Here is a 25,643-nt window from a genome sequence, read left to right on the forward strand (position 1 = left end):
GGCCGCTAAACCTTACTCGTCGGGGCTGACCAATCCCAGCCCGCGCAGGTAAATCCCGATCCCGGTTTCCAGCAGGTCATCTGCTGGGAAGGGCGACGCCCGACCGGGGGAGTTGCGGGCGAAAAGTTCGACCACGCCGTGGCTCATCGCCCAGATATGGGCCGAGAACATCGAAGCGGGCGGGCGTTTGTCTGCCGGGATATGCTGGCTGAGGTCGGATGCTGCGCGTTCCAGCACGCCATTGGCGCGGTTGGCGGCATGGGCCAGTTCCGGGGTGCGGTTCACCGAGATGCCGGATTCGAACATGGCGATGTAATGGCCGGGGTATTTGCGCGCGAATGCCAGATAGGCGCGGCCCGTGGCCTCGAAGGCTTTGAGGGCTGAGGGCTGGCCGGATTCGTAAGCAAATTCCATCAATTCGGCAAAGATATCATAGCCTTGATGCGCGGCCTCGGCGATCAGGTCTTCGCGGCCTTCGAAGTGGCGATAGACCGCAGCCGGGGTGACGCCCGCGCGTTTAGCGGCCTCGGAGAGGGTAAAGCCCGTGGGGCCGCGCTGCTCGATCAACTCAAGTGCTGCGTCGATCAAGGCTTGGCGCAGGTTGCCGTGATGATAGCCGCGCTTAGGCATCCCAGATGTCCGGCCCGCCGCAAATCTCGTCGTCGATCTTGCCAATCGCTTTGGCGTCTTTCTGGGGGTAGTCGAAGCGGTTCAGCAGGTGGCGCATCGCGGCCAGTCGGGCGCGGCGCTTATCGTCGGATCGGATCACCGTCCAAGGGGTCTCATCCGTATGGCTGCGCAGCAGGGTCTCGGCGATGGCGCTCGAATATTCCTCCCATTTGGCGAGACCTTTGACGTCGATGGGGCTGAGCTTCCATTGCTTCAACGGGTCGGATTCGCGCGACAGCATGCGGCGCAACTGCTCGGCCCGGCCAACATTGAGCCAGAACTTGATCAGGTGAATGCCGTCTTCGACGAGCATCTGCTCAAACGGGGTGACTTGTTCAAAGAAATGCGCGCGCTGTTCGGGGGTGCAAAAGTCGAAAACCTTTTCCACCACGCCGCGATTGTACCAAGAGCGGTCATAAAACACCATCTCGCCCGCCGTGGGCAAGTGTTTGATGTAGCGTTGAAAATACCATTCGCCCTGTTCCGTCTCAGTGGGTTTCGACAGGGCGACGATACGGGCGGAACGGGGGCTTAGGTTCTCGCGCATACGGCGGATCGTGCCGCCTTTTCCGGCGGCGTCGCGGCCCTCAAACACCATGACGACGCGCTGGCCCGTTTCGCGCACCCAAGATTGCAATTTGACCATTTCGATCTGCAACCGCTCATAGTCGCGCTCATAGGTTTTGCGCGACAGACGCTCGTCATGCGGATAGCTGGGCGAAAGGATATCGTCCTTGTCGGAGCGGCGGATCGCTTGGCGAATGTCCTCGGGGGCGTCATTCTCGTAAAAGGCGCTGATTGCGCCGTCAAAGGGCAGGTCCATGGGCGCTCCTTGCGGGTTGTTCTTGTTTCAATATGGGATGTTAAGGCGCTTAACGCAAACCCGCACGGGTGGCGGCGCGGTCGATTGTGTCGACCACGGCCTGCGGGTCGGCATGATGGGGCATATGGCCCATGCCGGGCAGTCGGGTGAGCGCGCCGTTCGGGATGTCTTTGATCAATTCCTCGGCGTGGATATGCATTGGCACAATGGTATCGGCATCGCCATGAATGATCTCAACCGGCATGGTCAGACGGTCATATTGTGCGGCCATTTCAACCACATGGGGGCGAAGCTGGTGCACCTGCTGGGCGTTGGCGCGGCTGGCGCTGCGGCGTAGGGTCAACCCGGTGCCGATATGTTCGGCATAGCCCTCGGGCGCGGGCTGCGGGGCAAAGATCGCCTCAACACTGCTTTGCACCACGCCTTCGGGGACGAAAGCGGTGACGGCGGGGATAAAAAGCGCACCGCCAAGCCGCGAGGCGCTGAGGTTGTAAATCCAGCCCAGCCCACCGGGCCATGGCTCTGACACCGCAGAGACAAGCACCAGCGCGGCGGTGTCTTTGGGCCGCTGCAACCCCCAGGCCAGCGCCACAGCCCCGCCAAAGGAGTGGCCCAACACGATGGGGTTTTCGACGCCAAGCTGGTCGGCAGCCTTTTGCAGCAGCGCGGCTTGTTCTTGGGGCGATTCCCCCAGCGGGTTCCACGCGCCACGCGCGCCGGGGAGGCGGGCGGTATAGCCCATGCCGGGGCGGTCGAACATAATGACGCGGTAGCGATCGCTCAGCCGTTCCGCGAACCCCATGGTGAAATCACGCAGGTTGCCGCTGGCCCCATGGATCAGCACCAGATCAGGCCCGCTGCCGATAACCTTGGCATGGACCGGCAGGCCATCCACCGTGATGATCTCGCCCTCGGGCGGGTGGCTGGCCTCGGCCCGCGCCTCATGTCGTGCGGCGCGCCATTGGACAAGCGCCACCAGCAGCGCCAGTCCGAGCAGAAGGGCGAGCAGCAGTTTAATGGCCAATCTCATTCATATCGAAGGGGGTGGTTTGGTATATCTCGTTGATCCAATTGCCGTAAAGCAAATGCGCGTGGCTGCGCCAGCGGTTCACCGGGGTGCGCGATGGGTCATCCTCGGGGTAGTAGTTGCAGGGCACGTTGATCGGCACGCCATTCTCAACGTCGCGGTCATACTCTTGTTTCAGCGTGTCGCGGTCGTATTCGAAATGGTTAAAGACATAGAGCGCGCGGTGCGCGGGGTCTTCGATCAGGCAGGGGCCGACTTCATCGCTACCCAAAAGCGTGGTGAGGCCCGCGTGCGTGTTCACTTCGTCTTGGCGCATCTCGGTCCAGCGAGAGACGGGCACGGTGCAATCATCCGAGAACCCGCGCAGATACGGCGAGGCGGGCGCGAGGTTGCGGTGGCGGAAACAGCCGAAGGCTTTCTCGGGCAGGATGTGTTTCTTAACCCCATGGAAATGGTTGATCATCGCCATGCCCCCCCAGCAGACGCCAAAGGTGGAGTGGATGTTGGTCTGGGTCCATTCCATCACTTCGCCTAGTTCGTCCCAATAGGTCACCTCGTTAAACTCAAGATGCTCAATCGGTGCGCCGGTGATGATCAGCCCGTCGAATTTCTCGGCCTTCATTTCCTCGAAGGGGCGGTAGAAGCTTTCCATATGCTCTGCTGCCGTATTGCGGGCTTGGTGGTCGGACATGCGGATGAGGCTGAGTTCAATCTGAAGAGGCGTTGCGCCGATCAGACGGGCGAACTGGTTCTCCGTTTGGATTTTCTTGGGCATCAGGTTCAGCAGGGCGATGCGAAGCGGGCGAATGTCCTGTCGGGACGCCAGTTCCTCGTCCAGCACCATGACCCCTTCGTTGCGCAGAACGTCGAAGGCGGGCAGGCGGGAGGGGATCTTGATGGGCATGAGACAGGTCTTTCAGGGGTAGCCAGAGCAGTCAGGTAATCTTGGGCGTGGTGGGTTCAACCGCCCGAGGGTAGGTGGCGGGCGATAAGATCGGTAAAGTCTTCGGGAGCTTTTAGTGTGTCGATGTCGGCAGGGGTGATCGTGACGCCCCATTTCGACATCGCAGCATAGCGCGGCTGGCGGTGCGACAGCGCGGCGGCATAGGTCCAGCGGATGAAATCATCGGGGTTCACGGCGTCTTCGCGGATATTCTTTTCCGCAAGATAGTCGGCCCACGCACGCGCGAGGAATTCAGGCTGGTAGGCCATCGGCTTGGGGGCTTTGTCGAAGCGGCGGATGAGTTCTTCGGTATGGGCCTCGTCGCCTTTGATCCAGACCAGCAGGCATTCGTCGGCCAATTGGCGCAGAAGCGGGTCGTTGGGGTCTTCGGGGTCGACCCATTCGCAGATCGACCCACCGGTGTCGCAGATGAAATGCGGATAGCCATAGAGCACTTCGGCGCGAGTGGCGAAATAATCAGTGTCTTCCAGCGCGCTGATCTCGGCCCGGCGGAAGGCCTCTTGGCGTTTGGCGTATTCCGCCATGGGCAGGCCGCCGCGCGACGGATCGCCCGGCTTGCCGAGCCACGTGGCCACGGGCGATAGATTGTCGAAGGTGATATTGGACCCGATGTAGATGCTGTCGCTGAGCAGCAGATCACGTAGAAACGGCACCTTCATCGCCTCGGCTTTGGCGTTGTCGGCGATCAGTTCGCCCAGATAGCGGGTGCCGATACGGTAATCGATGGAGTAGTGAAACCAATCCCCGCTGGCGCGCAGCAGGCTGGACAGATGGGTTTTGCCCAAGCCCGACATGCCGAAGATCAGAACTTTGCGGCGCGGCGCGGCGCGCCAGTCGTCAGCCGTGGGGTAGAGCATGTATCACCAAGGTTAAGTGCTTCGTTTCCCCTGAGTACCCCAGTGCTTGACCAGACGCCAGATGCGGCCATCCAGCACCAAAAGCCCAAGCGCCAGAAGGGCAAAGCCGCTGTAGGCGGCAGGGCGCAGGGTTTCATCGCGCAGCCATGCGCCCAGCAGGATCGCGACGGGTGCGACCAGCAGCGTGACCAGCATCAGGTTGCTGCTGCCCGCCATGCCCAGCACCCGGTAATAAAGCAGATAGGCCAGCGCCGTGGCAGCCAGCGCGTAATAGGCAATGGCCATGAGCGTCGCCGGGGCAAGGTCGAGCGTCAGCGGCCCTTCGACCACCCATGCCAGCGGCAGCATGATCAGCGTGGCCCCTGTCAGCATCCCGGCGGCGGCCAGTTGCGGCGGTTGGCCCGGCAGCAGTTTGCGCGCGCAGACACCCGCCATGGCATAGGACATCGCCCCACCCAGCACGGCAAGCTGCGCAAGGCTGCCGAGGTCGAAATTCGTGAGGTTTTCCAGCCCGATGGCGGTGCTGACCCCGGCAAAGCCAAGGCAGACGCCAATCGCCTTGCGCGGGGTGATGCGCTCATCCGCGAGAAAGATCGCGGCGGCCAGCACGCCAAAGATCGCCGTGGCGGCATTGAGGATTGAGGTCAGGCCAGAGGGGATATGCAGCTGCCCCCATGCCATCAGCGAGAAGGGGATCACATTATTCAACAACCCCATCAGCAGGAAGGCCGCCCAGATGCGCGGGTCGCGCGGCAGCGGCAGGCGCATAACGGCGACCGCGCCCCAAAGCACCAGCATCGCCCAGAACACCCGATGCGCAACCGAGGTCAGCGGCCCGATCTCATCCAGTGCCACCCGCACGGCGACAAAGGACGCGCCCCAAAGCAGAGCGAGAAAGCCCATTTCGATCCAAGCACGCGGGGGAATGGTTTTTTGTGTGATCATGACCTCGGGTTTAGGCCGTTCCATTGATCGGCACGACCCGAAAGATGCGCATGCATAAAAAACGCCGCCCGAGGGGTTCGGGCGACGTGATCTCAACGGTTCTGGTGTGGATTAGAAGGTGAAACCCACTTTGACACCAAAGGCCACGGCATCGTTGTCTTCGAATTCCGCTGCCGGGGCAAAGCCCGGAATGGCCGTCTCTGCGTCACCGATGTTGACGTAGCGCACGCCGGTGGTGATTCTCATATTGTCGCGGGTATAGACGGCGGCCAGCGCGAGGCTCTTGTTGCCATCGGTCGGGCCGAGGTTGGAGGCAAAGCCGCCTTCGGACTTCTCATAGCCAACGGAAGCAGAGACCGACCAGTTGTCATTCAGACGACGGCCCACACCCAGCGAGTAGGTGAAAACATCGTTCTCATAGCTCACGAGGGAGGCCCCGCCCGTGGCGCCAGCATAGGCAGCCGGAGAAATATCGAAGGACGACCAATCAACCCAGCGGATGCCACCAAAGAGCAGAGTGTCAGCCGCGATACCGGTCTGGAAGTCGAGGTTCACCGACTGCGGTGTTTCGATTTCGGTCGTGCTCATGACTGCGCCGAACTCGGTGGTGTCTACGTCATGTTCGATCTTAGAGTTATAAGTCAGCGCTACGCGCATGGCGATGTCGGGGCGCTCATAGGCGACACCAGCGACATAACCGACGCCTGTGTCGCGCTCACCATCAACCGTATAGCCGCCGACGAAGGGGACAGCCGCTGTGGCTTCGATGGTTTGCACACGCAGACCGCCGTGAACGCTGAAGTTGTCGTTCATGCGGTAGCGCAGCAGGCCGGTCAGAGCGTGCGCATCAAGATCAGCCTGCGCGCCTGCGGCGTAGTAGCCGGTGCCCGTGGGGTAATCGATGTCAGCGCCAAAGGGCTGGTCATAAATGATCGCATAGGACAGTTTGTCGTTGATGTCTGCCTTATAGGCGGCGCCAAACTGCATGTAGCTTTCTGTGGCATTGCCTGAATCGCGGCTGCCGAGCGCCGCAACCGAGGTGCCCGACGTGTCGGGCGAGATATGCCCGAAGCTGAACTCGGCATAGCGCCCGTTTTCAAACAGGGCGTTGATGGATTGGCCCGACCGATCGATACCGCCAGCGTGAACGAGTGCCGTAGATGCCAACAGTGCCGGAATTGCCAAGAAATAGGTTTTCATTTGCTTTCCTCCCAAGACTTCTGTGCGGTTCCTCCCCGGCACAGGTTAGAAATGATCTAAGCGGATAGCTGCCGTTTGCGTCAATCACTGACCTTGGGTCAGGTTGAAATCTGGGCAAACATTACTTGGGGTGTGCTTTGCGGGTCTCAAACCAGATGTTGAGGTAATTGCCCGCAAAAATGATCGCGGCCCCGACGAAGACCCAGACATCGAGCGCTTCGGCATAGAGGAGCATCCCGACGACCGCGATCGCCGGAAGGCGGACGAAATCAATCGGCACCACCACGGTCGCGGGGGCGAGGCTCAGCGCGTTGGTTAGACAGTAATGCGCAAGCAACCCACAGGCGCCGACGAGCAGCAGAAAGGGCATCGTCTCAACAGTAGGTCCGGCGATATCGCCGTCGTAGCCCGCCGAGATCAGGCCAAAGATCAATTGCAGCGTTGTGAGGTAGAATAGGATCGTGGTGATCCCTTGGGTGCGCGTCAGCCGCTTGGTCAGCACATTGGTCAGGGCAAAGAAGACCGCACAGCCCGCCGCCGCCAGAATGCCGGTGTTGAGGTTGCCAATATCAGGCCGTGCGACGATCAGAATGCCGATGAACCCCATGACGGCGGCCAGCGCCCGCGTGGCGGTCAACCGTTCGCCCAGCAGAAAGATCGACAGAACGATGACCCAAAGCGGTGAAGTGAACTCTAGCGCGAAGACCTGCGCCAGCGGGATCAGCGACACGGCGAGGAACCATAGGTTCTGCCCGGTGAAATGCGCGAGGTTGCGGATAAGTTGTAGGCCAAAGTTGCGGGTGTTGATCTGCCGCCACGCCCCGGTGGCCCAAGCGAGCGACAGGACGATGATCACACCGATCACACTGCGGTAGAGCATCACCTCAAAGGTATCGAACCGTGCCGAGAGTTCACGCCCCGCCACAGCCATGGTCGAGAAAGAGCCGATGGAGCCGATCATCCAGAGTGCAGCGCGGACGGTGGGGGTCATGTGGGGTTGGTCAATTGGTCATCGCCCTTGGCCTCGTCGCCGATGATTTGGCGGTCGGTGATCGGGGTGTCGGTGATCTTGTAGTCGCGTGTGATCCCGGCGGTGAGCCTTGCCCAGTCTGAAGCCGCCGTGCGGTTCTGATGCGCCGCAAAGGCTGCGCGGTCGGTGAAAAGTTCCGATACCTGCCACAGGAGGGGATCGTCGGTGGGCGTCACGTCGAAGCGCAAACACCCCGGCTCGGCACGGGTGAGGCGCAGATGCGCGTCAAGCCCCGCGCGCACCCGGTCCGCCTCGGCCCGGGTGGCGCAGCGAAGGTGGCCGGTTAGGGCCACCCTCATGTTTATTCCCACTCGATGGTGCCCGGAGGTTTCGAGGTGATGTCATAGGTGACGCGGTTGATGCCCGGCACCTCGTTGATGATCCGCGTGGCGGTTTCACCAAGGAAGTCATGGGTGAACGGGTAGTAGTCCGCTGTCATGCCGTCGACGGACGTCACCGCACGCAGGGCGCAGGCGAAGTCATAGGTCCGGCCATCGCCCATCACGCCCACGGTACGCACAGGCAGGATCGCCACGAAGGCTTGCCAGATATCGTCATAGAGACCATGGCGGCGGATCTGATCGATATAGACCGCATCGGCCTCGCGCAGGATCGCCAGCTTCTCGCGGGTGATCTCACCGGGGCAGCGGATCGCAAGGCCCGGCCCGGGGAAGGGGTGGCGGCCAATGAACGAAGGCGGCAGCCCGAGTTCACGGCCCAGCTCGCGCACTTCGTCTTTGAACAACTCGCGCAGCGGCTCGACCAGTTTGAGGCCCATCTTTTCGGGCAGGCCACCGACATTGTGGTGGCTCTTGATGGTGACCGAAGGGCCGCCGGAGAAGGAGACGCTTTCGATCACATCGGGGTAGAGCGTGCCTTGGGCCAAGAAAGTCGCATCGCCCACGTCTTTTGCGTGTTTCTGGAACACATCGATAAAGAGCTTGCCGATGATCTTGCGCTTGGTCTCGGGGTCCGAGACACCGTCGAGCTCGCCCAAGAACAACTCTTGCTCGTCAGCGTGGATCAGCGGCATGTTGTAGTGGTCGCGGAACATGGTGACGACCTCTTCGGCCTCACCCTTGCGCAGCAGACCGTGGTCAACGAAGACGCAGGTCAACTGATCGCCAATGGCTTCGTGGATCAGCACGGCGGCGACGGAGGAGTCCACGCCGCCGGAAAGGCCACAGATCACCTTCTGGTCGCCAACCTGCTCGCGGATCGCGGCAATGGCTTCCTCACGGTAGGCGCTCATCGTCCAGTCGCCTTTGAACCCTGCCAGACGCACGAAGTTCTCATAAAGGCGCGGGCCGTTGGGCGTGTGGTGCACCTCGGGGTGGAATTGCACCGCGTAGAAGTGACGTTCAACATCCGCGGTAATGGCGAAAGGCGCGTTGGGGGAGGTGCCATAGACCTCAAACCCCGGAGCGATCTTGCTGACGTGGTCGCCGTGGCTCATCCAGACCTGTTCGCGGTCGGTGGCAAACCAACCCTCCAGCAGATCAAGCTGTTGGCCTGTGGGGGTTACGAAAGCCCGTCCAAATTCGGCGGTGCCGTGACCGCGCTCCACATGGCCGCCAAGGCAATGCATCATGACCTGTTGGCCATAGCAGATGCCCAAGATCGGCACGCCCAGTTCAAACACAGCCTGCGGCGGACGTGGTGCGCCTTCGGCAAACACAGAGGACGGGCCGCCCGACAGGATCACCGCCTTAGGCGCGAATTCCTTGAGGAAGGCTTCGTCCACCGTGTTGAACGGGTGGATTTCGCAAAAGACGTTCAGCTCCCGCAGGCGACGCGCGATAAGCTGCGTGACCTGGCTGCCGAAGTCGATGATGAGAAGGCGGTCATGGGTGATATCTGTCATGGGGCCGTGATTAGGCCCGTGGGCGCGCTCTGGCAAGTCTCTAGCGGGCCGAAGACGTAGCCCTGTCGCGTTTAATTCGCGCAAGTGGCGCGAGGACGGCACGCGATGTCGCTTTTTGCCGCTAGAGGGCGTTATCCGCGCGAAGGGGCACTTGGGAATGGGGTAGGCACAGGCCAAGAGTTGCGGGAAGGATAGAGCAATGGCGGAATCAGCACGACGGGCACGCGGCGGCGGAGGTGCGGCACGGCGCGCGGCACGCACGGCCGTCTCATTCGAGACAGCGCGCTATATCGAGCGGAACATCCCGAACTTCGAAGTGCTGACCGAAGAAGCGCTGGAGATTATCGAGCATAACGCCGACACAGTGCTTGAAGAGATCGGTGTGAACTTTCCCGACAACCCCGATGCGCTGGCACTGTGGCGTGACGCCGGGGCCGATGTGCAGGGCGAACGGGTGCGTATTCCACGGGGGCTAGCGCGCAAGCTGTGCTCTACCGCCCCCTCGACGATCACCCAAGTGGCGCGCAACCGCGAGCGGGATGTGGTGATTGGAGGCAAGAGCCTTGTCCTCGCCCCGGTCTATGGCCCGCCCTTCGTGCGCGATGCCGCAGGGGGGCGCCGCTATGCTACGCTGGCGGATTTCCAGAAGTTCGTGAAGCTCGGCTATATGTCGAAATGGCTGCATCACTCGGGGGGGACGGTATGTGAGCCGACCGACATCCCGGTGAACAAGCGCCACCTCGATATGCTGCATGCTCATATGACGCTCAGCGACAAACCCTTCATGGGGTCGGTGACCGAGCCGTCGCGCGCGCAGGACAGTGTCGATATGTGCGGCATCCTTTTTGGTAAGGACTTCGTGCAGGAAAACACGGTGATGACCTCGCTCATCAACATCAACTCGCCGATGACATTCGACGATGTGATGATGGGGGCGCTCAAGGTGTATGCCGAGAACAATCAGGCCTGCATCATTTCGCCGTTTATCGTTGGGGGTGCGATGGCCCCGGTGAGTGTCGCAGGGACATTGACGCAGGTCTTGGCCGAGACTTTGGCAGGCATCGCCTATAGCCAGCTCGTCCGCCCCGGTGCGCCTGTGATCATGGGGGCTTTCGTGACCTCCATCGACATGAACAGCGGTGCGCCCACATTCGGCACGCCTGAGGCTGCGCATATCACCTATGGCGCTGGGCAACTGGCCCGCAGGCTGAACCTGCCTTACCGGAGCGCCGGGTCTTTCAATGGCTCGAAACTGCCCGATGCGCAGGCGGCCTATGAGACCTCCAACAGTCTGAACATGGGGCTTCTGGCTGGGGTGAACTTCATGCTGCACGCCTGTGGCTGGCTGGAAGGGGGGCTTGTGTCTTCTTTCGAGAAGTTCGTCATGGATGCCGATCAACTGGGCACGCTGCATCACCTCGCCCGCGGGGTGGAGATGGACGAGAACGCGCAGGCCATGGACGCAATCCGCGAAGTCGGGCCGGGGGGGCATTACCTCGGTTGCGCCCATACACAGAACAACTTCCGCGAGGCGTTTTGGAAATCCGACCTGCTGGATTACAAACCCTTCGAGACATGGTCGGATGAGGGGGCGCGCGATACACAGACCCTTGCCACCGCGCGGGTCGAAAAGATGCTCGCCGATTATCAGCAACCCGCGCTAGATCCGGCCATTCGCGAGGCGCTTGATGCCTATGTCGCGACCCGCAAGGCAGCGGAGCCGGATAGCTTTACCTAAAATAGGACTGCGGGGGGCTTTCCCCCGCCGCGGCCTCTACGCGCTGGGGCTCTGCGCGGCTCTCAGAAAACGCGCTTCGCCGACCATGGCGATCAGCACATCCACATGCCGGATCAGGCTATAGCTTGCATCTGCCGTCTTGCGCTGGGTGTCCAACTCGGCCTCGATCTCGATCAGTTTGATCAGCGCCGTGCCGTGGCGCGGCAACATGCCAAAGCCCAATATGCGGGGCAGATGGGTGCCGCGCCGGTAATCCTCGGCTCCGATACGGGCGGCGCGCATCAACAGGCGCGGGCGGTGAAGTCTTTGCAGCATGGTCAGTACATCTTGCATCACAACTCTCCGGTGAACGGGGGGGTGAATCACCCCGGATCATCGAAGCATGGCACAACCTTTCCGGGTGTTGCGCGTCATGGCTTCGCGGCGCACGGCGCATACCGATGCTGTTTACCTTTTGGAAACAATCATTGCCAAATGCGACGATTTTAACCAACGGGTAACCAAAACATCCATAGGTTGTGAATAACTCTGGGGATAACTCTCCGGCTTGGGGACCCGCCAAAATGGAAGTGGCAGTCAATTGAAGGCGCATCACCAAATCCAACAGACCGTCCTGCCGGGATGGGTGCCGCACGGAGCCCTGCATTACCTCGCACATACGGAGACCGGCGCACCGATCCGGGCTTTGGCACGCCAAGCTGGCTGCCATGCCTCGACCATCATGCGCCAAATCCGCCGTATCGAGACAAGGCGCGACGATCCGCTGGTGGATGCCGCCCTGCGCAGGCTCGGGGCGGTGCGGCGCGCTTTGGATTGTACTGCTGGCCCCCCAGCAGGAAAGACAGCGACAATGACCAAACCCGCCATCCCCCTTCTTGACGAAGACACTTTCGCCGCCGAGGCGCTGCGGGTCCTTCGGCGCCTGCATGAGACGGGCGCGATCCTCGCCGTGGCCGAGGGCATGGAAAAGGCCGTCGTCTTGCGCGAGACGGACACCGGCCCCGGCGCACGCACCGCGGTGGTGGACAGCGCCGTGGCGCAGGCGATGGCCCTTAAAGATTGGATCGCCCCCGGCAGCGCAGGCCGGGTAACGCGCTACCGCATCACCAGCGCAGGGCGGGCTGCGCTGCGGCGGATGGTAGAAGACCAAGGCGCGGGCGCACATGGCTTTGCCGAAGATCAGACCGCGTTTCTGGGCTTGGCCAGCGGCCCCGAGGCGGAAGAGGGCGCGGATGCCGATGCGGCCCCGCGCCGAGGCCGCTATTGCCTGTCGGAAAGCCCGCTGTCTGCGCTTGCTCGGCGGCGCGACAAATCCGGTGCGCCCTTTCTGAACGAGGGGCTGGTCCATGCCGGTGAAAGGCTGCGTGAGGATTTCGAACTGGCCCAGATGGGCGGTGAGGTGACCCAAAATTGGGATCATTTCCTGACGCCGGGCGCAAAACCCAGCGGGCGGCGTGAGGGCTCGGGCAGCATGGCCGCGGCAGAGGCGCGCAAGCGGGTGGCAGATGCCATGGCCGACCTCGGCCCCGGTCTGTCTGACGTGGTGCTGCGCTGTTGCTGCTATCTGGAAGGGTTGGAGACCACTGAAAAGCGGCTGGGATGGTCGGCGCGATCAGGCAAGATCGTGCTGCGGATCGCGCTGATGCGGCTCAAACGACACTACGACGAAACCGTAGGCCCGGGCGGCCCGATGATCGGATAAAGAAGGGGCGGCAGGGTGATGATCCTGCCGCCCCGGTTGTTTCAGTCTGCGACCTTCGTCGGCGTCTCATCTGTCACCGAAATCGCCACTTCGTCTTTCTCACAAGCGTCACGCACGCCGGCGGCATAGTCGGGGTGCACTTTTTCCAGCACCGCATACCAGCGTTCTTTTACCTGCTGCGAACAGGGCGCCATGGCACCGGCCATGTTCTCATGCAGACGGTCACGCTGCGCCTGATCGAACACCTCGGTGTAGAGCTTGCGCGGCTGGACGTAATCGGCATCCGTCTCCTCTTGAACATAGCGATCCGCATCGCCCGAGATGCGCAGCGGAGGCTCTTGCACCGACGGGTCGGGGCGGGCCGATTCCTCATATTGGTTCGGCTCGTAATAGGCATCCGGGTGGCCGGTCTGCTGGGGGAAGAACCGCATGGAGCCGTCCTTGTGGTAGTGGTGCATCGGCGCGGCCTTGGGCGCGTTGGCGGGCAGCGCCTCGTAATGCGTGCCAAGACGGTAGCGGTGCGCGTCCGCATAGGAAAAGACCCGCGCTTGCAACATCTTATCGGGTGAAAACCCAATCCCCGGCACCTTGTTCGAGGGCGAATAGGCGGCGTTCTCGATGCTTTGGAAGTAGTTGTCGGGGTTGCGGTTGAACTCTAGCATACCGACCGGGATCAACGGGTAATCCGCATGCGGCCAGACTTTGGTCAGGTCAAAGGGGTTAAAGCCGCAGGTCTCGGCCTCTGCCTCGGGCATGACTTGGATATTCAGCTCCCATTTCGGGAATTCGCCGCCTTCGATCGCGTTGAAGAGATCCTCTTGGAAGTTCTCGCGGGTCGAGCCGATCAGCTTTTCCGCGTCTTCATTGGTGCGGTTGCGGATTTCCTGCTGGCAGCGGAAGTGGAACTTCACCCAATGACGCTCGCCCTTGGCGTTCCACATCGAATAGGTGTGGCTGCCGTAGCCGTGCATGTGCATCGGGTTCACCGGAATGCCGCGGTCCGACATCAGGATGGTCACCTGGTGCACGCATTCGGGCTGAGCCGCCCAGAAGTCGAACATCGCCTCGGGCGAGCGCAGGTTGGTGCGCGGGTGGCGTTTCTGGGTGCGGATGAAGTCCGGGAATTTATAGGCATCGCGGACAAAGAAGATCGGGGTGTTGTTGCCCACAACGTCCCAGTTGCCTTCCTCGGTGTAGAACTTCACAGAGAATCCGCGCACGTCACGCTCACTGTCGGCGGCACCCAATTCGCCTGCCACGGTGGACCAGCGCGAGAGGACTTCGCAGGTCTTGCCCACTTCGGAGAAGATCGCCGCACAGCTGTATTCGCTGATGTCATGGGTCACGGTAAAGGTGCCTTCGGCGCCCCAGCCCTTGGCGTGAACGGCCCGCTCGGGGATGCGCTCGCGGTTCTGATGGGCCAGTTTTTCGATCAATTGGTAATCGTCCAGCAAGACCGGGCCACGGCTTCCGGCGGTTTTGCTGGTTTCATTGGTCGGCATCGGCGCGCCGGCGGTGGTGGTGAGACGCTTGCTCATCTTGGGTTCCCCTCGGTTATTGTCTGAGGGGAAGATGATCCATTTCGCCCATAATTTCCAATTGCAGTTTTGTAAAATTGCGATAGGTAAAAGTTATGAACTTCACCCTAAAGCAACTTGAATATTTCCGCGCACTGGCGACTTTGGGCAACTTCGGGCGGGCGGCGGAGGCCAGCAATATCTCTCAGCCTGCGCTTTCCGTGCAGATCCGCACCTTGGAGGAGTCGCTGGGGGGGCGGTTGATCGAACGGCAAAGCCGCGCCTCGGTCCTGACGCCCTTGGGCCGCGAGGTGCTGACCCGCGCCGAGGATATTTTGCGCCGCGCCAAACTGTTGGAAGCCACGGCGCGCGAACAGGTGGGGCTGGCGGGCACCTTGAACCTTGGGCTGATCCCGACGGTGGCGCCCTATCTTTTGCCCGGTGTGCTGGCCGCCCTGCGCGCGCAGGATATTTCCCTGCGGGTCGAGGTGCGCGAGGCGCAGACCGATCAGCTGTTGGCCGATTTGCGGGCCGGGGCGCTGGACGCGGCGGTGATGGCGGTGCCAACAGGCGAAACCGGTCTGGCCGAAATGCCCCTGTTCGAAGATCGCTTTCTGCTGGCGGGCTCCGCCGAGCGGATGGCGGGGGCGGCGGTTGTCCGTCCGACCGATCTGGCCCGCACGCCGCTGATGCTGCTGGAAGACGGTCACTGCCTGACCGATCAAGCGCTAGAGGTTTGTCAGCGGGACCGGACGCAGGCGGGCATCCACACGGGCGCTTCGTCTCTCGCGACCCTATCGCGGCTGGTGGAGGCGGGGTTTGGCATGACCTTGATGCCCGAGATCGCCGCCAAAACCGAGCTTGATGCCGCGCCGGGCCTACGGCTGCACCGTTTCGGCACACCGGAGCCAGCGCGGCAGATCGGGCTCGTGCGCCGGGCGGGCACGCCGGGCAGCGGTTGGGCGGCGCAATTGGCCCAGACGCTGAAAGATGTGGGGGAAGGGCTGACCGGGCAGCTACGCGCGACATACTAGGCGCGGGCGGGGCAGCGGGGTCAGAGGGACCGGGCCAAATGGCCCGATCCGTCACTCAAAGGGCGCTTAGGCCGCTTCGGTCTGCTTCTGGTTTTCGAGGTATTCCAGCAGGGTCTCGGGGCTGGAAACACCGTAGGGGTCATCGCCGTGGTTGTCGCTGATGCCGGGCTCTTCGAACCATGCTTCGATCTGACCGTCGTTAACGATCGCCGCATAGCGCCAGCTGCGCGCGCCGAAGCCGAGGTTGTCTTTGGCCACCAACATGCCCATGCGGCGGGTGAACTCGCCGGACCCATCAGGGATCACGTCGATGTTCTGGACGCCCTGCATCTCTTTCCACTTGTTCATGACAAAGCTGTCGTTGACCGACAGGCAATAGATCGCGTCGATGCCATGCTCTTGGAACGCTGCGAAGTTGTTCTCAAAACCGGGCAGCTGGTAGGTGCTGCATGTCGGCGTGAAGGCACCGGGGAGCGAGAACAGAACAACGCGCTTGCCTTTGAAGAAGTCTTCGCTGGTTTTGTCTTCCCAGCGGAAGGGGTTGTTGCCTTCGATGCTTTCGTCGCGCACGCGCGTTTTGAAGGTGACGTTGGGAACTTGAATACCGGGTTTCATCGCGTCTCTCTTTCTCGGATTGGAATCTTTGTCGGTTGGTAGCCCATATAGGCAGCCTGAGCAACTCTCGCAATGCTGCAACTGCATTGTAATTTTCCGGTTATAAAACAAAGCACTAAATCATTGGCAAGGGGTGATGCCGCTGGTGCATGGCAGCCTTGTCTTGGGGGCGCATGCTGTAGGTGGTCATCGGGTCAAGGACTGTGATAAACAGGGTGCGACACAATGATCAGAGGCCCCCGATGCGCGATCTGAAGATACCCGAACAGCGCCACCCCGAAAAGGCGCGCAAGCCCGACAACGCCCAGCCAAAAAAACCGAGCTGGATCAGGGTCAAAGCGCCCGGCGGCAAGGGCTATGCCGAGACGGCGCGCATCATGCGTGACAACAAGCTGACCACGGTTTGTGAAGAGGCGGGCTGCCCTAATGTTGGCGAGTGCTGGTCTCAAGGGCACGCCACCATGATGATCATGGGCGAGGTCTGCACCCGCGCCTGTACCTTCTGCAACATCGCCACGGGTAAGCCACCAGAGGATCTGGATGTGTTCGAGCCGGGCCGCGTGGCCGATGCTGTCGCCAAGCTGGGGTTGAACCATGTGGTTATCACGAGCGTTGATCGCGACGATATCGAAGATGGCGGGGCGGAGCACTTCGCCCAGACCATCCGCGCCGTGCGCCACCGCAGCCCCGACACGACGATCGAAATTCTAACACCGGATTTCATCCGTTGCGGTCCCGAAGCCCTTGAAAAGGTTGTCGAAGCGCGGCCGGATGTGTTTAACCACAACCTCGAAACCGTACCGGGCCTCTACCCCGAAGTGCGCCCCGGCGCGCGTTACTTCCACTCTCTCCGCCTGCTTCAGCGGGTAAAGGAACTGGACCCGTCGATGTTCACCAAATCGGGCATCATGGTGGGCTTGGGCGAAGATCGGCAATCGGTCATTCAGGTGATGGAAGACATGCGCGCCGCCGACATCGATTTCCTGACCATTGGCCAGTATCTGCAGCCCACGCCTAAGCACCACGCGCTGGACCGTTTTGTCACGCCGGAGGAATTCACCTCCTACGAAAAAGCGGCCTACGGCAAGGGCTTCCTCATGGTTTCCGCCACGCCGCTGACCCGGTCGAGCTATCACGCGGGCGACGATTTCGCGCGTCTGCGCGAGGCGCGGAACCGCAAGCTGGGTATCGCGTAATCCCAGGAAGACGCGCCCGGCGTTAACCGCCGGGCAGGGCTTTGAGGTAGGCCGCAATCGCTTCGCGGTCGCTTTCGGGGAGTTGGGCAAGGTTGCTGACCACCTCGGCCATCTCTCCGCCCGCGCTATCCCATTCCGGCGTGAAGCCGGAGGTGAAATATTCCACCAGATCGGCCTTGGACCACTCAAGATGTGCGGGCGTGATGCCGGGAATGCGCCCCTTGCCCGAGGGGTTCGGCGCGCCGGTCAGCCAAGCGTCCTGCTCTAACCCGCCCAAGGCGTTGCGTGGCGTGTGGCATTCGCCGCAATGGGCCAGCCCTTCGACAAGGTAGCGCCCGCGCGCTACCTGTGTGTCTGACGCATCGGCCAGCACGAAATCTTCGTCAAAGAACATAACCTTCCACGCGCCGAGGCCCCGACGGATGTTGAAGGGAAAACCCACCTCATGCGGCAGGCTCGGGACATCTGCAGCGGGCAGGGTTTGCATATAGGCAAAGAGGTTCACCACGTCCTGCGGGGCGAGGTGTTGGTAGGCCGTATAGGGAAAGGCGGGGTAGTAGTGCTGGCCTTCGGGCGAGACGCCGCGCGTCACGGCGCGGGCAAACTCTGGCAAGGTCCAGTCGCCGATGCCATGGTATGCATCGGGCGAGATATTGGGCGCGTGGAAGGTGCCAAAATCGCTGGGGAAGGGCAGGCCACCGGCCAGAACCAGCATCTCCCCCCCCTCACTCTCGGGGGCGGCATGGCACGAAACGCAGCCCCCGGCAGCAAAGACCCGCGCCCCCGCTTCCGGGTCAGGCGTCAGACCTGCGGCATAAGACGGCTCAAGCGGATCGGGCCGGGTTGCGACCCAGCCAAGGGCCGCGCCGAGAACGGCACAGCCCAGCAGTACAGGGACAATAGGGCGCAAGGATCAGTTCTTGGGGCCGCGGTAATCGTCGTGGCAGGCGCCGCAGGCCTTGCCCACCGCACCCATGCCCGCTTTCAGGGCGTCAAGATCGGTGCCTGCGGCCTCGATCATATCCGCGCTGGCGGTCTCCAGCGCCATGAAGGCGTCGTTGAACCCCTCAGAATTGCTCCAGATTTCGGCCTTGGCGCGGGACCCTTCAACGGCGCCTTGCTCAGTGCCCTCAAGCCAAAGCGTGCCGGGCTGAAAACCCGCGGCGGCATGAAGATTGGTGGCGGCGGCGGTTGCCATTTCAGCGTTATAGTCCGTCTCGCCCTTGGCCATCCCGCCCAAGATGCCGGTGTGGTAGGCGATCAGTTGCATCTGCGCATGGCGCGCGTTCACCGCGTCACTCGCGGCTTTTTCGCTGTGGTTAGCGGCGAAGCCGGCAGTGGCGATCAATGCGGCGCTGACGCCGATGGCAGTAATGCTTTTGGTCAAATACATGGTCATCTCCCTTTTCTTGCCGCAGCGTAGCATGGGAGGGGCGGGTCACAAAAAACAAAAAAGTGATCAGCAGGATACAGGCGCGCTTCGGCTTAGAACCGGCGGGGGATACGCTCTGCCGTGGCCCAGTCGGGCCAATAGCCCAGCCATTCGATCGACCCGATGGCCAAGGCCGCCGCGATGATTGCAAAGGCCACGATCACCCGTTTCCCCGAGGGTGGATTGCGCGCCCATTGGGACATCCGCAGCAGCCACCGCGGGTCCATCACGTAAAGCGAACTTTCCCGATGAAAGGCAGGTTGCGGTTGCGTTGGGCAAAGTCGATGCCATAGCCCACGACGAATTCGTCCGGGATTTCAAAGCCGGTCCAATCCGCTTTCAAATCCACTTCGCGCCGGGTGGGTTTGTCGAGCAGGGCAATGGATTTCAGCCGCGCTGGTTCGCGCGAGCGGAGCAGGTTGGTGACATGGTGCAGGGTGTGGCCGGTGTCGACGATATCTTCGACGACCAGCACGTCGCGCCCTTCGATTGCGCCGCGCAAATCCTTGAGAATGCGCACTTCCCGGCTGCTCTCCATGCCGTCGCCATAGCTGGACGCTTCGAGGAAATCGACCTCGATCGGCAGGTCCAATTCGCGCACCAGATCGGCGATGAACACAAAAGACCCGCGCAGCAGGCCGACCACGACCAATTTATCGGTGCCGTTGAATTCGTCATGGATCTCACGGCAGAGATCCTCGATCCGCGCCGCGATGGCCTTGGCCGAGATCATTTCGTCGATGACATAAGGCCCGTGTGCCATGGTTTTGCCCTTGAATCTGCGGGGTTGAGACGTGAAATAGGGGGTAACCTGCAACGCAACGGAACGCAATGCCCACCCATTCAGAGACCCGCCAACTGCCCTATAGCGCGCAACAGATGTATGATCTTGTCGCCGATGTGGCTCGCTATCCCGAATTCCTGCCTTGGACCGCTGCTGCGCGCATTCGCAGTGACGAAGACCGGGGCGATCACCGGGTGATGGAAGCCGATCTTGTGATCTCTTTCAAAGTGTTTCGGGAGCGGTTCACCAGCCGCGTCGTGCTCTGGCCCGAGGCCAAGAAGATCGACACCGAATATCTGGATGGGCCGTTCAAGTATATGAAATCAAACTGGCATTTCGAGGATAACCTCGAAGGCTGTCAGGTGCATTTCTTTGTCGATTTCGAATTCAAGAACATGATCCTGCAAAAGGTCATCGGCGTGGTTTTCAACGAAGCGATGCAGCGCATCGTGCGGGCCTTTGAGAACCGTGCGAAAGAGCTTTACGGGCCCAAAGGCTAAAGCGCCGCGAAGCCTCGCAGCAACAGGCCAAGCGCGTGGTCACGGGCCGCAAGCCGTACCGTGTCGCGGCCCTGGGCGCCGAACTCGATCGTTTCCGTCTGAACGCCCTCCGCTGTGGCAAGGCCAAAACAAACGCGGCCTTCGGGTTTATGCTCTGATCCGCCGGGCCCGGCGATGCCTGTGATCGATACGGCGATCTGCGCCTCAGAGTTTGCCAATGCGCCCGCCGCCATCTCTGCGGCCACCTGTTCAGACACTGCACCCCATTGCGCGAGCGTCGCCTCTGACACGCCCAACATCGCGATTTTCGCGGCATTGGTATAGGTCACGAAGCCCCGGTCGAGCAGCGCCGAAGACCCCGGCAAGTCAGTCAGTGCGGCAGCTACTATTCCGCCCGTGCAACTCTCCGCACAGGCGACCATTGCGCCGGTTTCGCGTGCCTTTTCCAAGAGTTGCGCCGCGAGGATCATTTACAGGGCCCCGTGGTAAAGCGCCGCCAAGGCCATGACGCCAAACGCGGCGAAGATGCCGGCAAAGATATCGTCAAGCATCACACCAAAGGGGCCACCCTGACGGTCTGCCCAGCCAATGATCAGCGGTTTGGTGATGTCAAACAACCGGAATAGGGCAAAGGCGGCGATCCAACCGGGCCACATGGCAAGGATCGGAATTTGCATGGACCAAGCGGCATAAGACAAGGGCAAAAGCGCGATCCACTGGCCGACCAATTCGTCGATCACCACTTCGCCGGGATCATGATCCGGCCCGCCGGCCGTATAGCGCGCTGTGGCCCACCAGCCCAACGGGATGGCCACAAGGATGCCAATCACCAACAGGGGAAAGCCGCCGAACACATGCAGAAGCCACGCATAAGGCAGCGCAACAAGCGACCCCCAAGTGCCCGGCGCGGGGCGGATATGGCCAACGCCCAGAAGTGTCGCAATGAGATGAGCAGGGGTCATGATTTCACCAATGTTGCTGTGGCCATACAGGCAATGCCTTCGCCACGTCCGGTAAAGCCGAGGCGCTCGCTTGTTGTCGCTTTGACGGATACGCGGTCGACCTCAAGCCCTAGCATCTCGGCCATAGAGGCGCGCATCGGCTCCACATGGGGGCCAATCTTAGGGGTTTCGCAGATCAGCGTGCAATCAACGTGGGTCAGCGTAAATCCCATATCGCGGGCCATCTGCGCGGCATGGCGCAGAAAGATATCACTGCGCGCGCCTTTCCACTGCGGATCGCTCGGCGGGAAGTGCTGGCCGATGTCGCCCCGTGCCAGCGCGCCATAGATCGCGTCAGTGACCGTGTGCAGCGCCACATCGGCGTCAGAATGGCCGACCAGCCCGTGGGTGTGCGGAATGTCGAGGCCGCAGAGGGTCACGTGATCTCCGGGGCCAAAGGCGTGCACGTCAAATCCGTTGCCGGTGCGAATGTCCATGCGGGTCTCCAATATGCGGGCGGCGCGGGCGAAATCCTCGGGCCGGGTGATTTTCAGGTTATCGGCGCTGCCTTGGGTGATGGCAACGGTCAGGCCCGCCGCGCGGGCGACTTCGACATCATCCGCCGCTTGGCCGTCATAGGCGGCATGGGCCGCGCGGATCGCGGCAAGGTCAAAGCCCTGCGGTGTCTGCGCGGCGAACAGGGCGCTGCGGTCTTGCGTGCCGGTGACGCGGCCATCCGCGCCCTTCCAAAGCGCATCGGTGACCGGCAGGCCGGGGGCCGCTGCTTGGTTCTGGTCGAGCGCATCAATCACGCCAGCAATGATCTGGGCCGAAACGCAGGGCCGCGCGGCGTCATGGATCAACACCTTCTCCGCGTGCCGAATGGCCCCAAGCCCGCGTTGGACCGAGGCCGCACGCTCCGCCCCGCCGGTGGTGACGGTAACGCCTTGGGCCGCAAATGCCTCGGCTTGATCCATGTCGTCTTCGTGCAGCACCAGCACGATTTCGGTGATCTGGGGTAGGGTGCGAAACACGGCGAGGGTGTGATCGATCACACGCGCCCCCGCCAGCGCCTGCCATTGTTTTGGCTGCGGACCGCCCGCGCGGCTGCCGCGCCCTGCGGCGACGATCAAAGCTGCGATACTCATGCGGGCAATCTGGAAAACGTGGTGAACATGGCCCTGTCTAGGCAATGCGGCGGCGGGGTGCAATCTGGGGTGGCTGCCTAAAAAATAAGCAGTTGCTTGGCGCATAGCTGCTTTTCAGGCTAGTTTCATTGAGGTCACCCCGTGGCAGAGCTACACAGCAAGGGACCGCACAAGGATTAAGCACGTGACCGCCGACCCCCTGACATTCGACCCTCCGGTATTCCTCGCCCCGATGGCGGGGATCACCGATCTGCCCTATCGCAGCCTCGTGGCGCGATTCGGGGCCGGTTTGGTCGTGTCGGAGATGGTCGCCAGCCAAGAACTGCTCAGCCGCCGCCCCGGTACCCGAGAGAAGGCAGAGTTGGGGTTGGATGTCATCGGCACCTCCGTCCAGCTCGCGGGGCGCGAAGCCGAGCCGATGGCCGAAGCCGCACGGATGGTCGAGGCGATGGGTGCGCGGATCATCGACATCAACATGGGCTGCCCGGCCAAGAAAGTGACGCAGGGCGCCTCGGGCTCGGCGCTGATGAAGACGCCTGATCACGCGCTGCGGCTAATTGAGGCGGTTGTGGGCGCGGTCAACGTGCCTGTGACACTCAAAACCCGGCTCGGCTGGGACGACAATATGCTCAACGCCGCACCCATCGCCAAACGGGCCGAGGATGCGGGCGTGCAGATGATCACAATTCACGGGCGCACGCGCTGTCAGTTCTACAAGGGCCGCGCCGATTGGGCCGCGATACGGACGGTGAAAGAAACGGTGCGCGTCCCCGTCATCGCCAATGGCGATATCACTGGCAGCGATGAGGCACGCCAAGCCCTGCGGCTGTCGGGCGCAGATGGTGTGATGGTCGGGCGCGGCGCGCAGGGGCGGCCTTGGCTGCTGGCGCAAATCGCGCATGACCTGCACGGACGCGCCAAACCGATGATCCCCAAAGGGGCCGCAATGGCCCAGATGGTGGCCGAACATTACGACGAGATGCTGCGTTTTTACGGGGTCGATCTGGGGGCCAAAGTCGCCCGCAAGCATTTGGGCTGGTATATGGACCATTGCGCCACCCCCGCCGATCTGCGCCGCGCCCTGCTGACGGCGGGGGAGGTGAAAACCACCTTTGATCTGATCGCAGAGGCCATGCAGTACGACGCCGCGGCGGCTCAACCTCCGGTCGCGGCATGAGGGCCGAGATACCTGAGCGGCAGGTTTGGACCTCTTTGCCGGTGCCTGCCTTTATCGTCAGCGCCGACGACCGGGTCGCGGATTTGAACCCTTCCGCCGAAGGCTTCCTCAATGCCTCGGCCCGCGCCACGATTGGCCAGTCGATCTGGAAGTTGATCGCGGTGGATCACCCGCTTGAGGCCGCGTTTGCCCGTGCGCGGCTGCAGGGCACGCCGCTGTTCGTGAATGACGTGGATGTCGGCGCGATGCAGCGCGCGCCTTTGCAATGCGGCTTGCAGATTGCGCCGCTGGTGGGCGGGGCGGGGGAGATGGTTCTGATGATCACCCCGCGCGAATTGGCCGGGCGCATCACCCAAGATCACAGTGTAAAATCCGCCGCCAAATCCGCCATCGGCATGGCCGAGATGCTGGCCCATGAGATCAAGAACCCTTTGGCCGGGATCACCGGCGCGGCGCAGCTTTTATCGATGAACCTGTCCAAAAGTGATCTGGAACTGACCGATCTCATCGTTGCCGAAAGCCGGCGCATCGTGAAACTGCTGGAACAGGTCGAGCAATTTGGCAACCTCATGGCGCCTGAGCGCAAGCCGGTGAACCTGCATGATGTGCTGGACCGCGCGCGGCGGTCGGCGCTGTTGGGCTTCGGCTCAAAGATGAAAATCACTGAGGATTACGACCCCTCTCTGCCGCCCGCGCTTGGTGATAAGGACCAGCTATTGCAGGTCTTGCTGAACCTCATCCGCAACGCGGCTGAGGCGGCGGGCGCGGCGGGGGGCACCATCCGGCTGCGCAGCTTTTATGAACACGGGTTCCAGTTGCGCCGCGCCGATGGGGATGGCCAGCCGCTGCCCCTACAGATCGAGGTGATTGACGATGGCCCCGGCCTGCCGGATCATATCCGCGCCGATGTTTTCGATCCCTTCGTCTCGGGCCGGGAGAATGGCACCGGGCTGGGCCTCGCCTTGGTGAGTAAAATTATTTCAGACCACGGAGGCTGGATTTCAGTCAGTTCCGCCCCCGGTCGAACCGCATTCCGCATTTCGCTGCCGCGCGCAGGCGCCGCTGCCCTCAAGGAGAATTGACATGGATGGCACCATCCTCGTCGCCGATGACGACCGCACGATCCGCACCGTTCTGACCCAAGCGCTGACCCGCGCGGGCTGCAAGGTTCATGCCACTTCAAGCCTGACCACCCTGATGCGATGGGTCAGCGAGGGCAAGGGCGACGCGGTGATCTCTGACGTGGTCATGCCCGATGGCAACGGGTTGGAGATGCTCCCGAAAATCGCGCAGGACCGACCCGGCTTGCCGGTGATCGTGATCTCGGCGCAGAACACCATCATGACCGCGATCAAGGCGGCAGAGGCCGAAGCCTTTGACTATCTGCCCAAACCTTTCGACTTGCCGGATCTGATGAAACGCACCGCTCGGGCGTTGGAGCAGCGCACGACGCTCAGCCGCAAAGCCGCCGCTGACGACGGTGCCGAGATCGACGCCGAGCGTGACGATCTGCCGATGATTGGCCGGACCCCGGTGATGCAGGCGCTCTACCGCACCGTGGCACGGGTGATGAACACCGATCTGCCTGTGCTTATCTGGGGCGAAAGCGGCTCGGGCAAATCGCTGATCGCGCGGGCCATTCACGACTTCTCAGACCGGCGCAGCCTGCCGTTCGTGACCGTGACGGATGCCGATCTTGCCGATATCGAAGGCCCTTCGCGGGTGTTGGCGCGGGTTGGCGGTGGCACCTTGATGATCGACGAAATCGCGGATTTCCCCCAAGATATTCAAGCCCGTCTGGTGCGGATGATGGATGCGCCGGGCGAAGACGCGCCGCGATTCATGGCCACCAGCCAAAGCGATCTGGATGCGGCGATGCAAGAAGGCAAGCTGCGCCGCGATCTCTATTACCGCCTGTCGGGGGCGACCCTCGAAGTGCCTGCACTGCGGGACCGGGTGGAGGACATCCCGCTTTTGGCCGATCACTTCTTGGCACGTGCCAACCCCGGGCCTGCGTCACCGCGCAAACTGTCGGACAAGGCCGCGCAAATCTTGCTGAAGTTTCCATGGCCGGGCAATGTGCGCCAATTGGAACATGCCATGCGGCAACTGGCACTGGCCAGCCAAGCGGCCGAGATCACGGCGAGCGAGGCCGAGCAGTTGCTGGGCGCACAAAGTGGTCCGGCGCCGATGCAGACCGAGGCCGATACCGAACGGCTGGGTGCCTCGGTCGAGCGTCATTTGCAGCGTTATTTCGACCTGCACGGCACCATGCTGCCGCCTCCGGGGCTTTACGCGCGGATCCTGCGCGAAGTCGAACTGCCGATGATCGAAATCGCGCTTGCCGCGACGGCAGGGAACCAAGCTAAATGTGCCGCTTTGCTGGGAATTAACCGAAATACTTTGCGTAAGAAGATCACCGACCTCGATATTGAGGTGACACGGGGCCGCAAGATGATGTAAAAGAGCCACATAACAGT

Annotated in this window: 28 protein-coding genes; 8 read left to right on the plus strand and 20 right to left on the minus strand. The window is 62.0% G+C overall.

Translation table 11 applies throughout. From position 1 onward, the window contains the following. Window positions 1-12 precede the first annotated feature (12 nt). The 10 genes from R1T45_RS12635 to guaA form a co-directional block, all read right to left on the minus strand. Entirely contained in the window at window positions 13-630 is a 618-nt protein-coding gene (locus R1T45_RS12635) for a TetR/AcrR family transcriptional regulator (protein WP_067629863.1), read from the minus strand. Then, the gene (gene ppk2 / locus R1T45_RS12640; protein ID WP_317389230.1) at window positions 623-1,492 is read right to left on the minus strand and encodes a polyphosphate kinase 2; all 870 of its coding nucleotides are present in this window, start codon (window positions 1,490-1,492) and stop codon (window positions 623-625) included. Before ppk2 ends, R1T45_RS12635 begins: the two co-directional genes overlap by 8 nt. A 49-nt stretch (window positions 1,493-1,541) precedes the next feature. Next, the gene (locus tag R1T45_RS12645) at window positions 1,542-2,522 is read right to left on the minus strand and encodes an alpha/beta hydrolase (protein ID WP_317389231.1); all 981 of its coding nucleotides are present in this window, start codon (window positions 2,520-2,522) and stop codon (window positions 1,542-1,544) included. Further along, window positions 2,506-3,423, minus strand: a complete 918-nt coding sequence (gene metA, locus R1T45_RS12650; RefSeq protein ID WP_120351192.1) for a homoserine O-succinyltransferase — start codon at window positions 3,421-3,423, stop codon at window positions 2,506-2,508. Before metA ends, R1T45_RS12645 begins: the two co-directional genes overlap by 17 nt. 56 nt (window positions 3,424-3,479) lie before the next feature. Beyond that, window positions 3,480-4,340: an ATPase gene (locus R1T45_RS12655; protein ID WP_317389232.1), complete on the minus strand. Its 861-nt coding sequence runs from the start codon at window positions 4,338-4,340 to the stop codon at window positions 3,480-3,482. 12 nt (window positions 4,341-4,352) lie between these two features. Then, the gene (locus R1T45_RS12660) at window positions 4,353-5,285 is read right to left on the minus strand and encodes a DMT family transporter (RefSeq protein WP_120351190.1); all 933 of its coding nucleotides are present in this window, start codon (window positions 5,283-5,285) and stop codon (window positions 4,353-4,355) included. Between the two features lie 111 nt (window positions 5,286-5,396). After that, window positions 5,397-6,485: an OmpP1/FadL family transporter gene (locus tag R1T45_RS12665; protein ID WP_120351189.1), complete on the minus strand. Its 1,089-nt coding sequence runs from the start codon at window positions 6,483-6,485 to the stop codon at window positions 5,397-5,399. A 121-nt stretch (window positions 6,486-6,606) separates the two neighbouring features. Continuing rightward, window positions 6,607-7,476 carry a DMT family transporter gene (locus tag R1T45_RS12670; protein WP_132443305.1) on the minus strand — a complete coding sequence of 290 codons (870 nt, stop codon included), beginning with the start codon at window positions 7,474-7,476 and terminating at the stop codon, window positions 6,607-6,609. Then, complete coding sequence (locus R1T45_RS12675) at window positions 7,473-7,814, minus strand: putative quinol monooxygenase (protein ID WP_162931840.1); 342 nt, start codon at window positions 7,812-7,814, stop codon at window positions 7,473-7,475. Before R1T45_RS12675 ends, R1T45_RS12670 begins: the two co-directional genes overlap by 4 nt. Window positions 7,815-7,816: 2 nt before the next feature. Beyond that, window positions 7,817-9,379 (minus strand): glutamine-hydrolyzing GMP synthase, encoded by a 1,563-nt coding sequence (gene guaA / locus R1T45_RS12680; protein ID WP_120351187.1) that lies wholly within the window; start codon window positions 9,377-9,379, stop codon window positions 7,817-7,819. A 199-nt stretch (window positions 9,380-9,578) separates the two neighbouring features. Between guaA and R1T45_RS12685 the strand changes: the two genes are divergently transcribed. Next, complete coding sequence (locus R1T45_RS12685; RefSeq protein WP_260009459.1) at window positions 9,579-11,117, plus strand: trimethylamine methyltransferase family protein; 1,539 nt, start codon at window positions 9,579-9,581, stop codon at window positions 11,115-11,117. A gap of 36 nt (window positions 11,118-11,153) precedes the next feature. On the opposite strand, the gene R1T45_RS12690 is transcribed toward R1T45_RS12685, so the two are convergent. Next, on the minus strand, window positions 11,154-11,450 hold the full coding sequence (locus tag R1T45_RS12690) for a DUF6477 family protein (RefSeq protein WP_260009458.1): 297 nt from the start codon (window positions 11,448-11,450) through the stop codon (window positions 11,154-11,156). 280 nt (window positions 11,451-11,730) lie between these two features. On the opposite strand from R1T45_RS12690, the gene R1T45_RS12695 reads away from it, so the two are divergent. Next, window positions 11,731-12,819, plus strand: a complete 1,089-nt coding sequence (locus tag R1T45_RS12695) for a DUF6456 domain-containing protein (RefSeq protein ID WP_317391086.1) — start codon at window positions 11,731-11,733, stop codon at window positions 12,817-12,819. A 41-nt stretch (window positions 12,820-12,860) separates the two neighbouring features. Here the strand turns inward: R1T45_RS12695 and R1T45_RS12700 are convergent, their stop codons facing one another. Then, window positions 12,861-14,357 (minus strand): catalase, encoded by a 1,497-nt coding sequence (locus tag R1T45_RS12700; protein ID WP_317389233.1) that lies wholly within the window; start codon window positions 14,355-14,357, stop codon window positions 12,861-12,863. A 95-nt stretch (window positions 14,358-14,452) separates the two neighbouring features. On the opposite strand from R1T45_RS12700, the gene R1T45_RS12705 reads away from it, so the two are divergent. Further along, the gene (locus R1T45_RS12705) at window positions 14,453-15,370 is read left to right on the plus strand and encodes a hydrogen peroxide-inducible genes activator (RefSeq protein ID WP_120351183.1); all 918 of its coding nucleotides are present in this window, start codon (window positions 14,453-14,455) and stop codon (window positions 15,368-15,370) included. A gap of 66 nt (window positions 15,371-15,436) precedes the next feature. Here the strand turns inward: R1T45_RS12705 and R1T45_RS12710 are convergent, their stop codons facing one another. Then, the gene (locus tag R1T45_RS12710) at window positions 15,437-15,985 is read right to left on the minus strand and encodes a peroxiredoxin (RefSeq protein WP_120351182.1); all 549 of its coding nucleotides are present in this window, start codon (window positions 15,983-15,985) and stop codon (window positions 15,437-15,439) included. Between the two features lie 242 nt (window positions 15,986-16,227). Here R1T45_RS12710 and lipA point away from each other — a divergent pair, with 242 nt between their 5' ends. Then, a complete protein-coding gene (lipA, locus tag R1T45_RS12715; protein ID WP_120351181.1) occupies window positions 16,228-17,181 on the plus strand; it encodes a lipoyl synthase in 954 nt (317 codons plus the stop codon). Window positions 17,182-17,203: 22 nt separating this feature from the next. Here the strand turns inward: lipA and R1T45_RS12720 are convergent, their stop codons facing one another. From R1T45_RS12720 to hpt, 4 genes are all read right to left on the minus strand, one after another. Further along, window positions 17,204-18,091, minus strand: a complete 888-nt coding sequence (locus tag R1T45_RS12720) for a cytochrome c (protein ID WP_317389234.1) — start codon at window positions 18,089-18,091, stop codon at window positions 17,204-17,206. Window positions 18,092-18,094: 3 nt separating this feature from the next. Beyond that, complete coding sequence (locus R1T45_RS12725; protein WP_317389235.1) at window positions 18,095-18,574, minus strand: cytochrome c; 480 nt, start codon at window positions 18,572-18,574, stop codon at window positions 18,095-18,097. A 92-nt stretch (window positions 18,575-18,666) separates the two neighbouring features. After that, entirely contained in the window at window positions 18,667-18,843 is a 177-nt protein-coding gene (locus tag R1T45_RS12730) for a hypothetical protein (protein WP_317391145.1), read from the minus strand. Beyond that, window positions 18,840-19,376, minus strand: coding sequence for a hypoxanthine phosphoribosyltransferase (gene hpt / locus R1T45_RS12735; RefSeq protein ID WP_067630594.1), 537 nt, complete (start codon window positions 19,374-19,376; stop codon window positions 18,840-18,842). Before hpt ends, R1T45_RS12730 begins: the two co-directional genes overlap by 4 nt. A 68-nt stretch (window positions 19,377-19,444) precedes the next feature. Here hpt and R1T45_RS12740 point away from each other — a divergent pair, with 68 nt between their 5' ends. Next, the gene (locus R1T45_RS12740) at window positions 19,445-19,897 is read left to right on the plus strand and encodes a type II toxin-antitoxin system RatA family toxin (RefSeq protein ID WP_067630597.1); all 453 of its coding nucleotides are present in this window, start codon (window positions 19,445-19,447) and stop codon (window positions 19,895-19,897) included. Here R1T45_RS12740 and R1T45_RS12745 read toward each other — a convergent pair. The 3 genes from R1T45_RS12745 to R1T45_RS12755 are packed head-to-tail and all read right to left on the minus strand — an operon-like array spanning window position 19,894 to window position 21,986. Then, a complete protein-coding gene (locus R1T45_RS12745) occupies window positions 19,894-20,367 on the minus strand; it encodes a CinA family protein (RefSeq protein WP_317389236.1) in 474 nt (157 codons plus the stop codon). The two genes, R1T45_RS12740 and R1T45_RS12745, sit on opposite strands and share 4 nt — an antisense overlap. Continuing rightward, window positions 20,368-20,859 (minus strand): phosphatidylglycerophosphatase A, encoded by a 492-nt coding sequence (locus tag R1T45_RS12750; RefSeq protein WP_317389237.1) that lies wholly within the window; start codon window positions 20,857-20,859, stop codon window positions 20,368-20,370. Further along, a complete protein-coding gene (locus R1T45_RS12755) occupies window positions 20,856-21,986 on the minus strand; it encodes a bifunctional 2-C-methyl-D-erythritol 4-phosphate cytidylyltransferase/2-C-methyl-D-erythritol 2,4-cyclodiphosphate synthase (RefSeq protein WP_317389238.1) in 1,131 nt (376 codons plus the stop codon). The genes R1T45_RS12750 and R1T45_RS12755 overlap by 4 nt, the downstream gene beginning before the upstream one ends. 232 nt (window positions 21,987-22,218) lie before the next feature. Between R1T45_RS12755 and dusB the strand changes: the two genes are divergently transcribed. Genes dusB through R1T45_RS12770 form a run of 3 tightly spaced genes read left to right on the plus strand, consistent with a single transcriptional unit; the run spans window position 22,219 to window position 25,626 of the window. Further along, entirely contained in the window at window positions 22,219-23,163 is a 945-nt protein-coding gene (gene dusB / locus R1T45_RS12760; RefSeq protein WP_411041397.1) for a tRNA dihydrouridine synthase DusB, read from the plus strand. Beyond that, window positions 23,160-24,245: a two-component system sensor histidine kinase NtrB gene (locus R1T45_RS12765; RefSeq protein WP_067942678.1), complete on the plus strand. Its 1,086-nt coding sequence runs from the start codon at window positions 23,160-23,162 to the stop codon at window positions 24,243-24,245. The genes dusB and R1T45_RS12765 overlap by 4 nt, the downstream gene beginning before the upstream one ends. A gap of 1 nt (window position 24,246) precedes the next feature. After that, window positions 24,247-25,626: a response regulator gene (locus R1T45_RS12770; protein WP_120351174.1), complete on the plus strand. Its 1,380-nt coding sequence runs from the start codon at window positions 24,247-24,249 to the stop codon at window positions 25,624-25,626. Window positions 25,627-25,643: the final 17 nt, after the last annotated feature.

The organism is Sulfitobacter sp. LC.270.F.C4 (genome assembly GCF_032922545.1).
Classification (GTDB): Bacteria; Pseudomonadota; Alphaproteobacteria; order Rhodobacterales; family Rhodobacteraceae; genus Sulfitobacter; species Sulfitobacter profundi.

Excerpts from the sequence above, each read along its gene's own strand:
- R1T45_RS12635 (WP_067629863.1), bottom strand. The coding sequence starts at position 630 with ATGCCTAAGCGCGGCTATCATCACGGCAACCTGCGCCAAGCCTTGATC.
- ppk2 (WP_317389230.1), bottom strand. The coding sequence starts at position 1,492 with ATGGACCTGCCCTTTGACGGCGCAATCAGCGCCTTTTACGAGAATGAC.
- R1T45_RS12645 (WP_317389231.1), bottom strand. The coding sequence starts at position 2,522 with ATGAGATTGGCCATTAAACTGCTGCTCGCCCTTCTGCTCGGACTGGCG.
- metA (WP_120351192.1), bottom strand. The coding sequence starts at position 3,423 with ATGCCCATCAAGATCCCCTCCCGCCTGCCCGCCTTCGACGTTCTGCGC.
- R1T45_RS12655 (WP_317389232.1), bottom strand. The coding sequence starts at position 4,340 with ATGCTCTACCCCACGGCTGACGACTGGCGCGCCGCGCCGCGCCGCAAA.
- R1T45_RS12660 (WP_120351190.1), bottom strand. The coding sequence starts at position 5,285 with ATGATCACACAAAAAACCATTCCCCCGCGTGCTTGGATCGAAATGGGC.
- R1T45_RS12665 (WP_120351189.1), bottom strand. The coding sequence starts at position 6,485 with ATGAAAACCTATTTCTTGGCAATTCCGGCACTGTTGGCATCTACGGCA.
- R1T45_RS12670 (WP_132443305.1), bottom strand. The coding sequence starts at position 7,476 with ATGACCCCCACCGTCCGCGCTGCACTCTGGATGATCGGCTCCATCGGC.
- R1T45_RS12675 (WP_162931840.1), bottom strand. The coding sequence starts at position 7,814 with ATGAGGGTGGCCCTAACCGGCCACCTTCGCTGCGCCACCCGGGCCGAG.
- guaA (WP_120351187.1), bottom strand. The coding sequence starts at position 9,379 with ATGACAGATATCACCCATGACCGCCTTCTCATCATCGACTTCGGCAGC.
- R1T45_RS12685 (WP_260009459.1), top strand. The coding sequence starts at position 9,579 with ATGGCGGAATCAGCACGACGGGCACGCGGCGGCGGAGGTGCGGCACGG.
- R1T45_RS12690 (WP_260009458.1), bottom strand. The coding sequence starts at position 11,450 with ATGCAAGATGTACTGACCATGCTGCAAAGACTTCACCGCCCGCGCCTG.
- R1T45_RS12700 (WP_317389233.1), bottom strand. The coding sequence starts at position 14,357 with ATGAGCAAGCGTCTCACCACCACCGCCGGCGCGCCGATGCCGACCAAT.
- R1T45_RS12705 (WP_120351183.1), top strand. The coding sequence starts at position 14,453 with ATGAACTTCACCCTAAAGCAACTTGAATATTTCCGCGCACTGGCGACT.
- R1T45_RS12710 (WP_120351182.1), bottom strand. The coding sequence starts at position 15,985 with ATGAAACCCGGTATTCAAGTTCCCAACGTCACCTTCAAAACGCGCGTG.
- lipA (WP_120351181.1), top strand. The coding sequence starts at position 16,228 with ATGCGCGATCTGAAGATACCCGAACAGCGCCACCCCGAAAAGGCGCGC.
- R1T45_RS12725 (WP_317389235.1), bottom strand. The coding sequence starts at position 18,574 with ATGTATTTGACCAAAAGCATTACTGCCATCGGCGTCAGCGCCGCATTG.
- hpt (WP_067630594.1), bottom strand. The coding sequence starts at position 19,376 with ATGGCACACGGGCCTTATGTCATCGACGAAATGATCTCGGCCAAGGCC.
- R1T45_RS12740 (WP_067630597.1), top strand. The coding sequence starts at position 19,445 with ATGCCCACCCATTCAGAGACCCGCCAACTGCCCTATAGCGCGCAACAG.
- R1T45_RS12745 (WP_317389236.1), bottom strand. The coding sequence starts at position 20,367 with ATGATCCTCGCGGCGCAACTCTTGGAAAAGGCACGCGAAACCGGCGCA.
- R1T45_RS12750 (WP_317389237.1), bottom strand. The coding sequence starts at position 20,859 with ATGACCCCTGCTCATCTCATTGCGACACTTCTGGGCGTTGGCCATATC.
- R1T45_RS12755 (WP_317389238.1), bottom strand. The coding sequence starts at position 21,986 with ATGAGTATCGCAGCTTTGATCGTCGCCGCAGGGCGCGGCAGCCGCGCG.
- dusB (WP_411041397.1), top strand. The coding sequence starts at position 22,219 with ATGGCGGGGATCACCGATCTGCCCTATCGCAGCCTCGTGGCGCGATTC.
- R1T45_RS12765 (WP_067942678.1), top strand. The coding sequence starts at position 23,160 with ATGAGGGCCGAGATACCTGAGCGGCAGGTTTGGACCTCTTTGCCGGTG.
- R1T45_RS12770 (WP_120351174.1), top strand. The coding sequence starts at position 24,247 with ATGGATGGCACCATCCTCGTCGCCGATGACGACCGCACGATCCGCACC.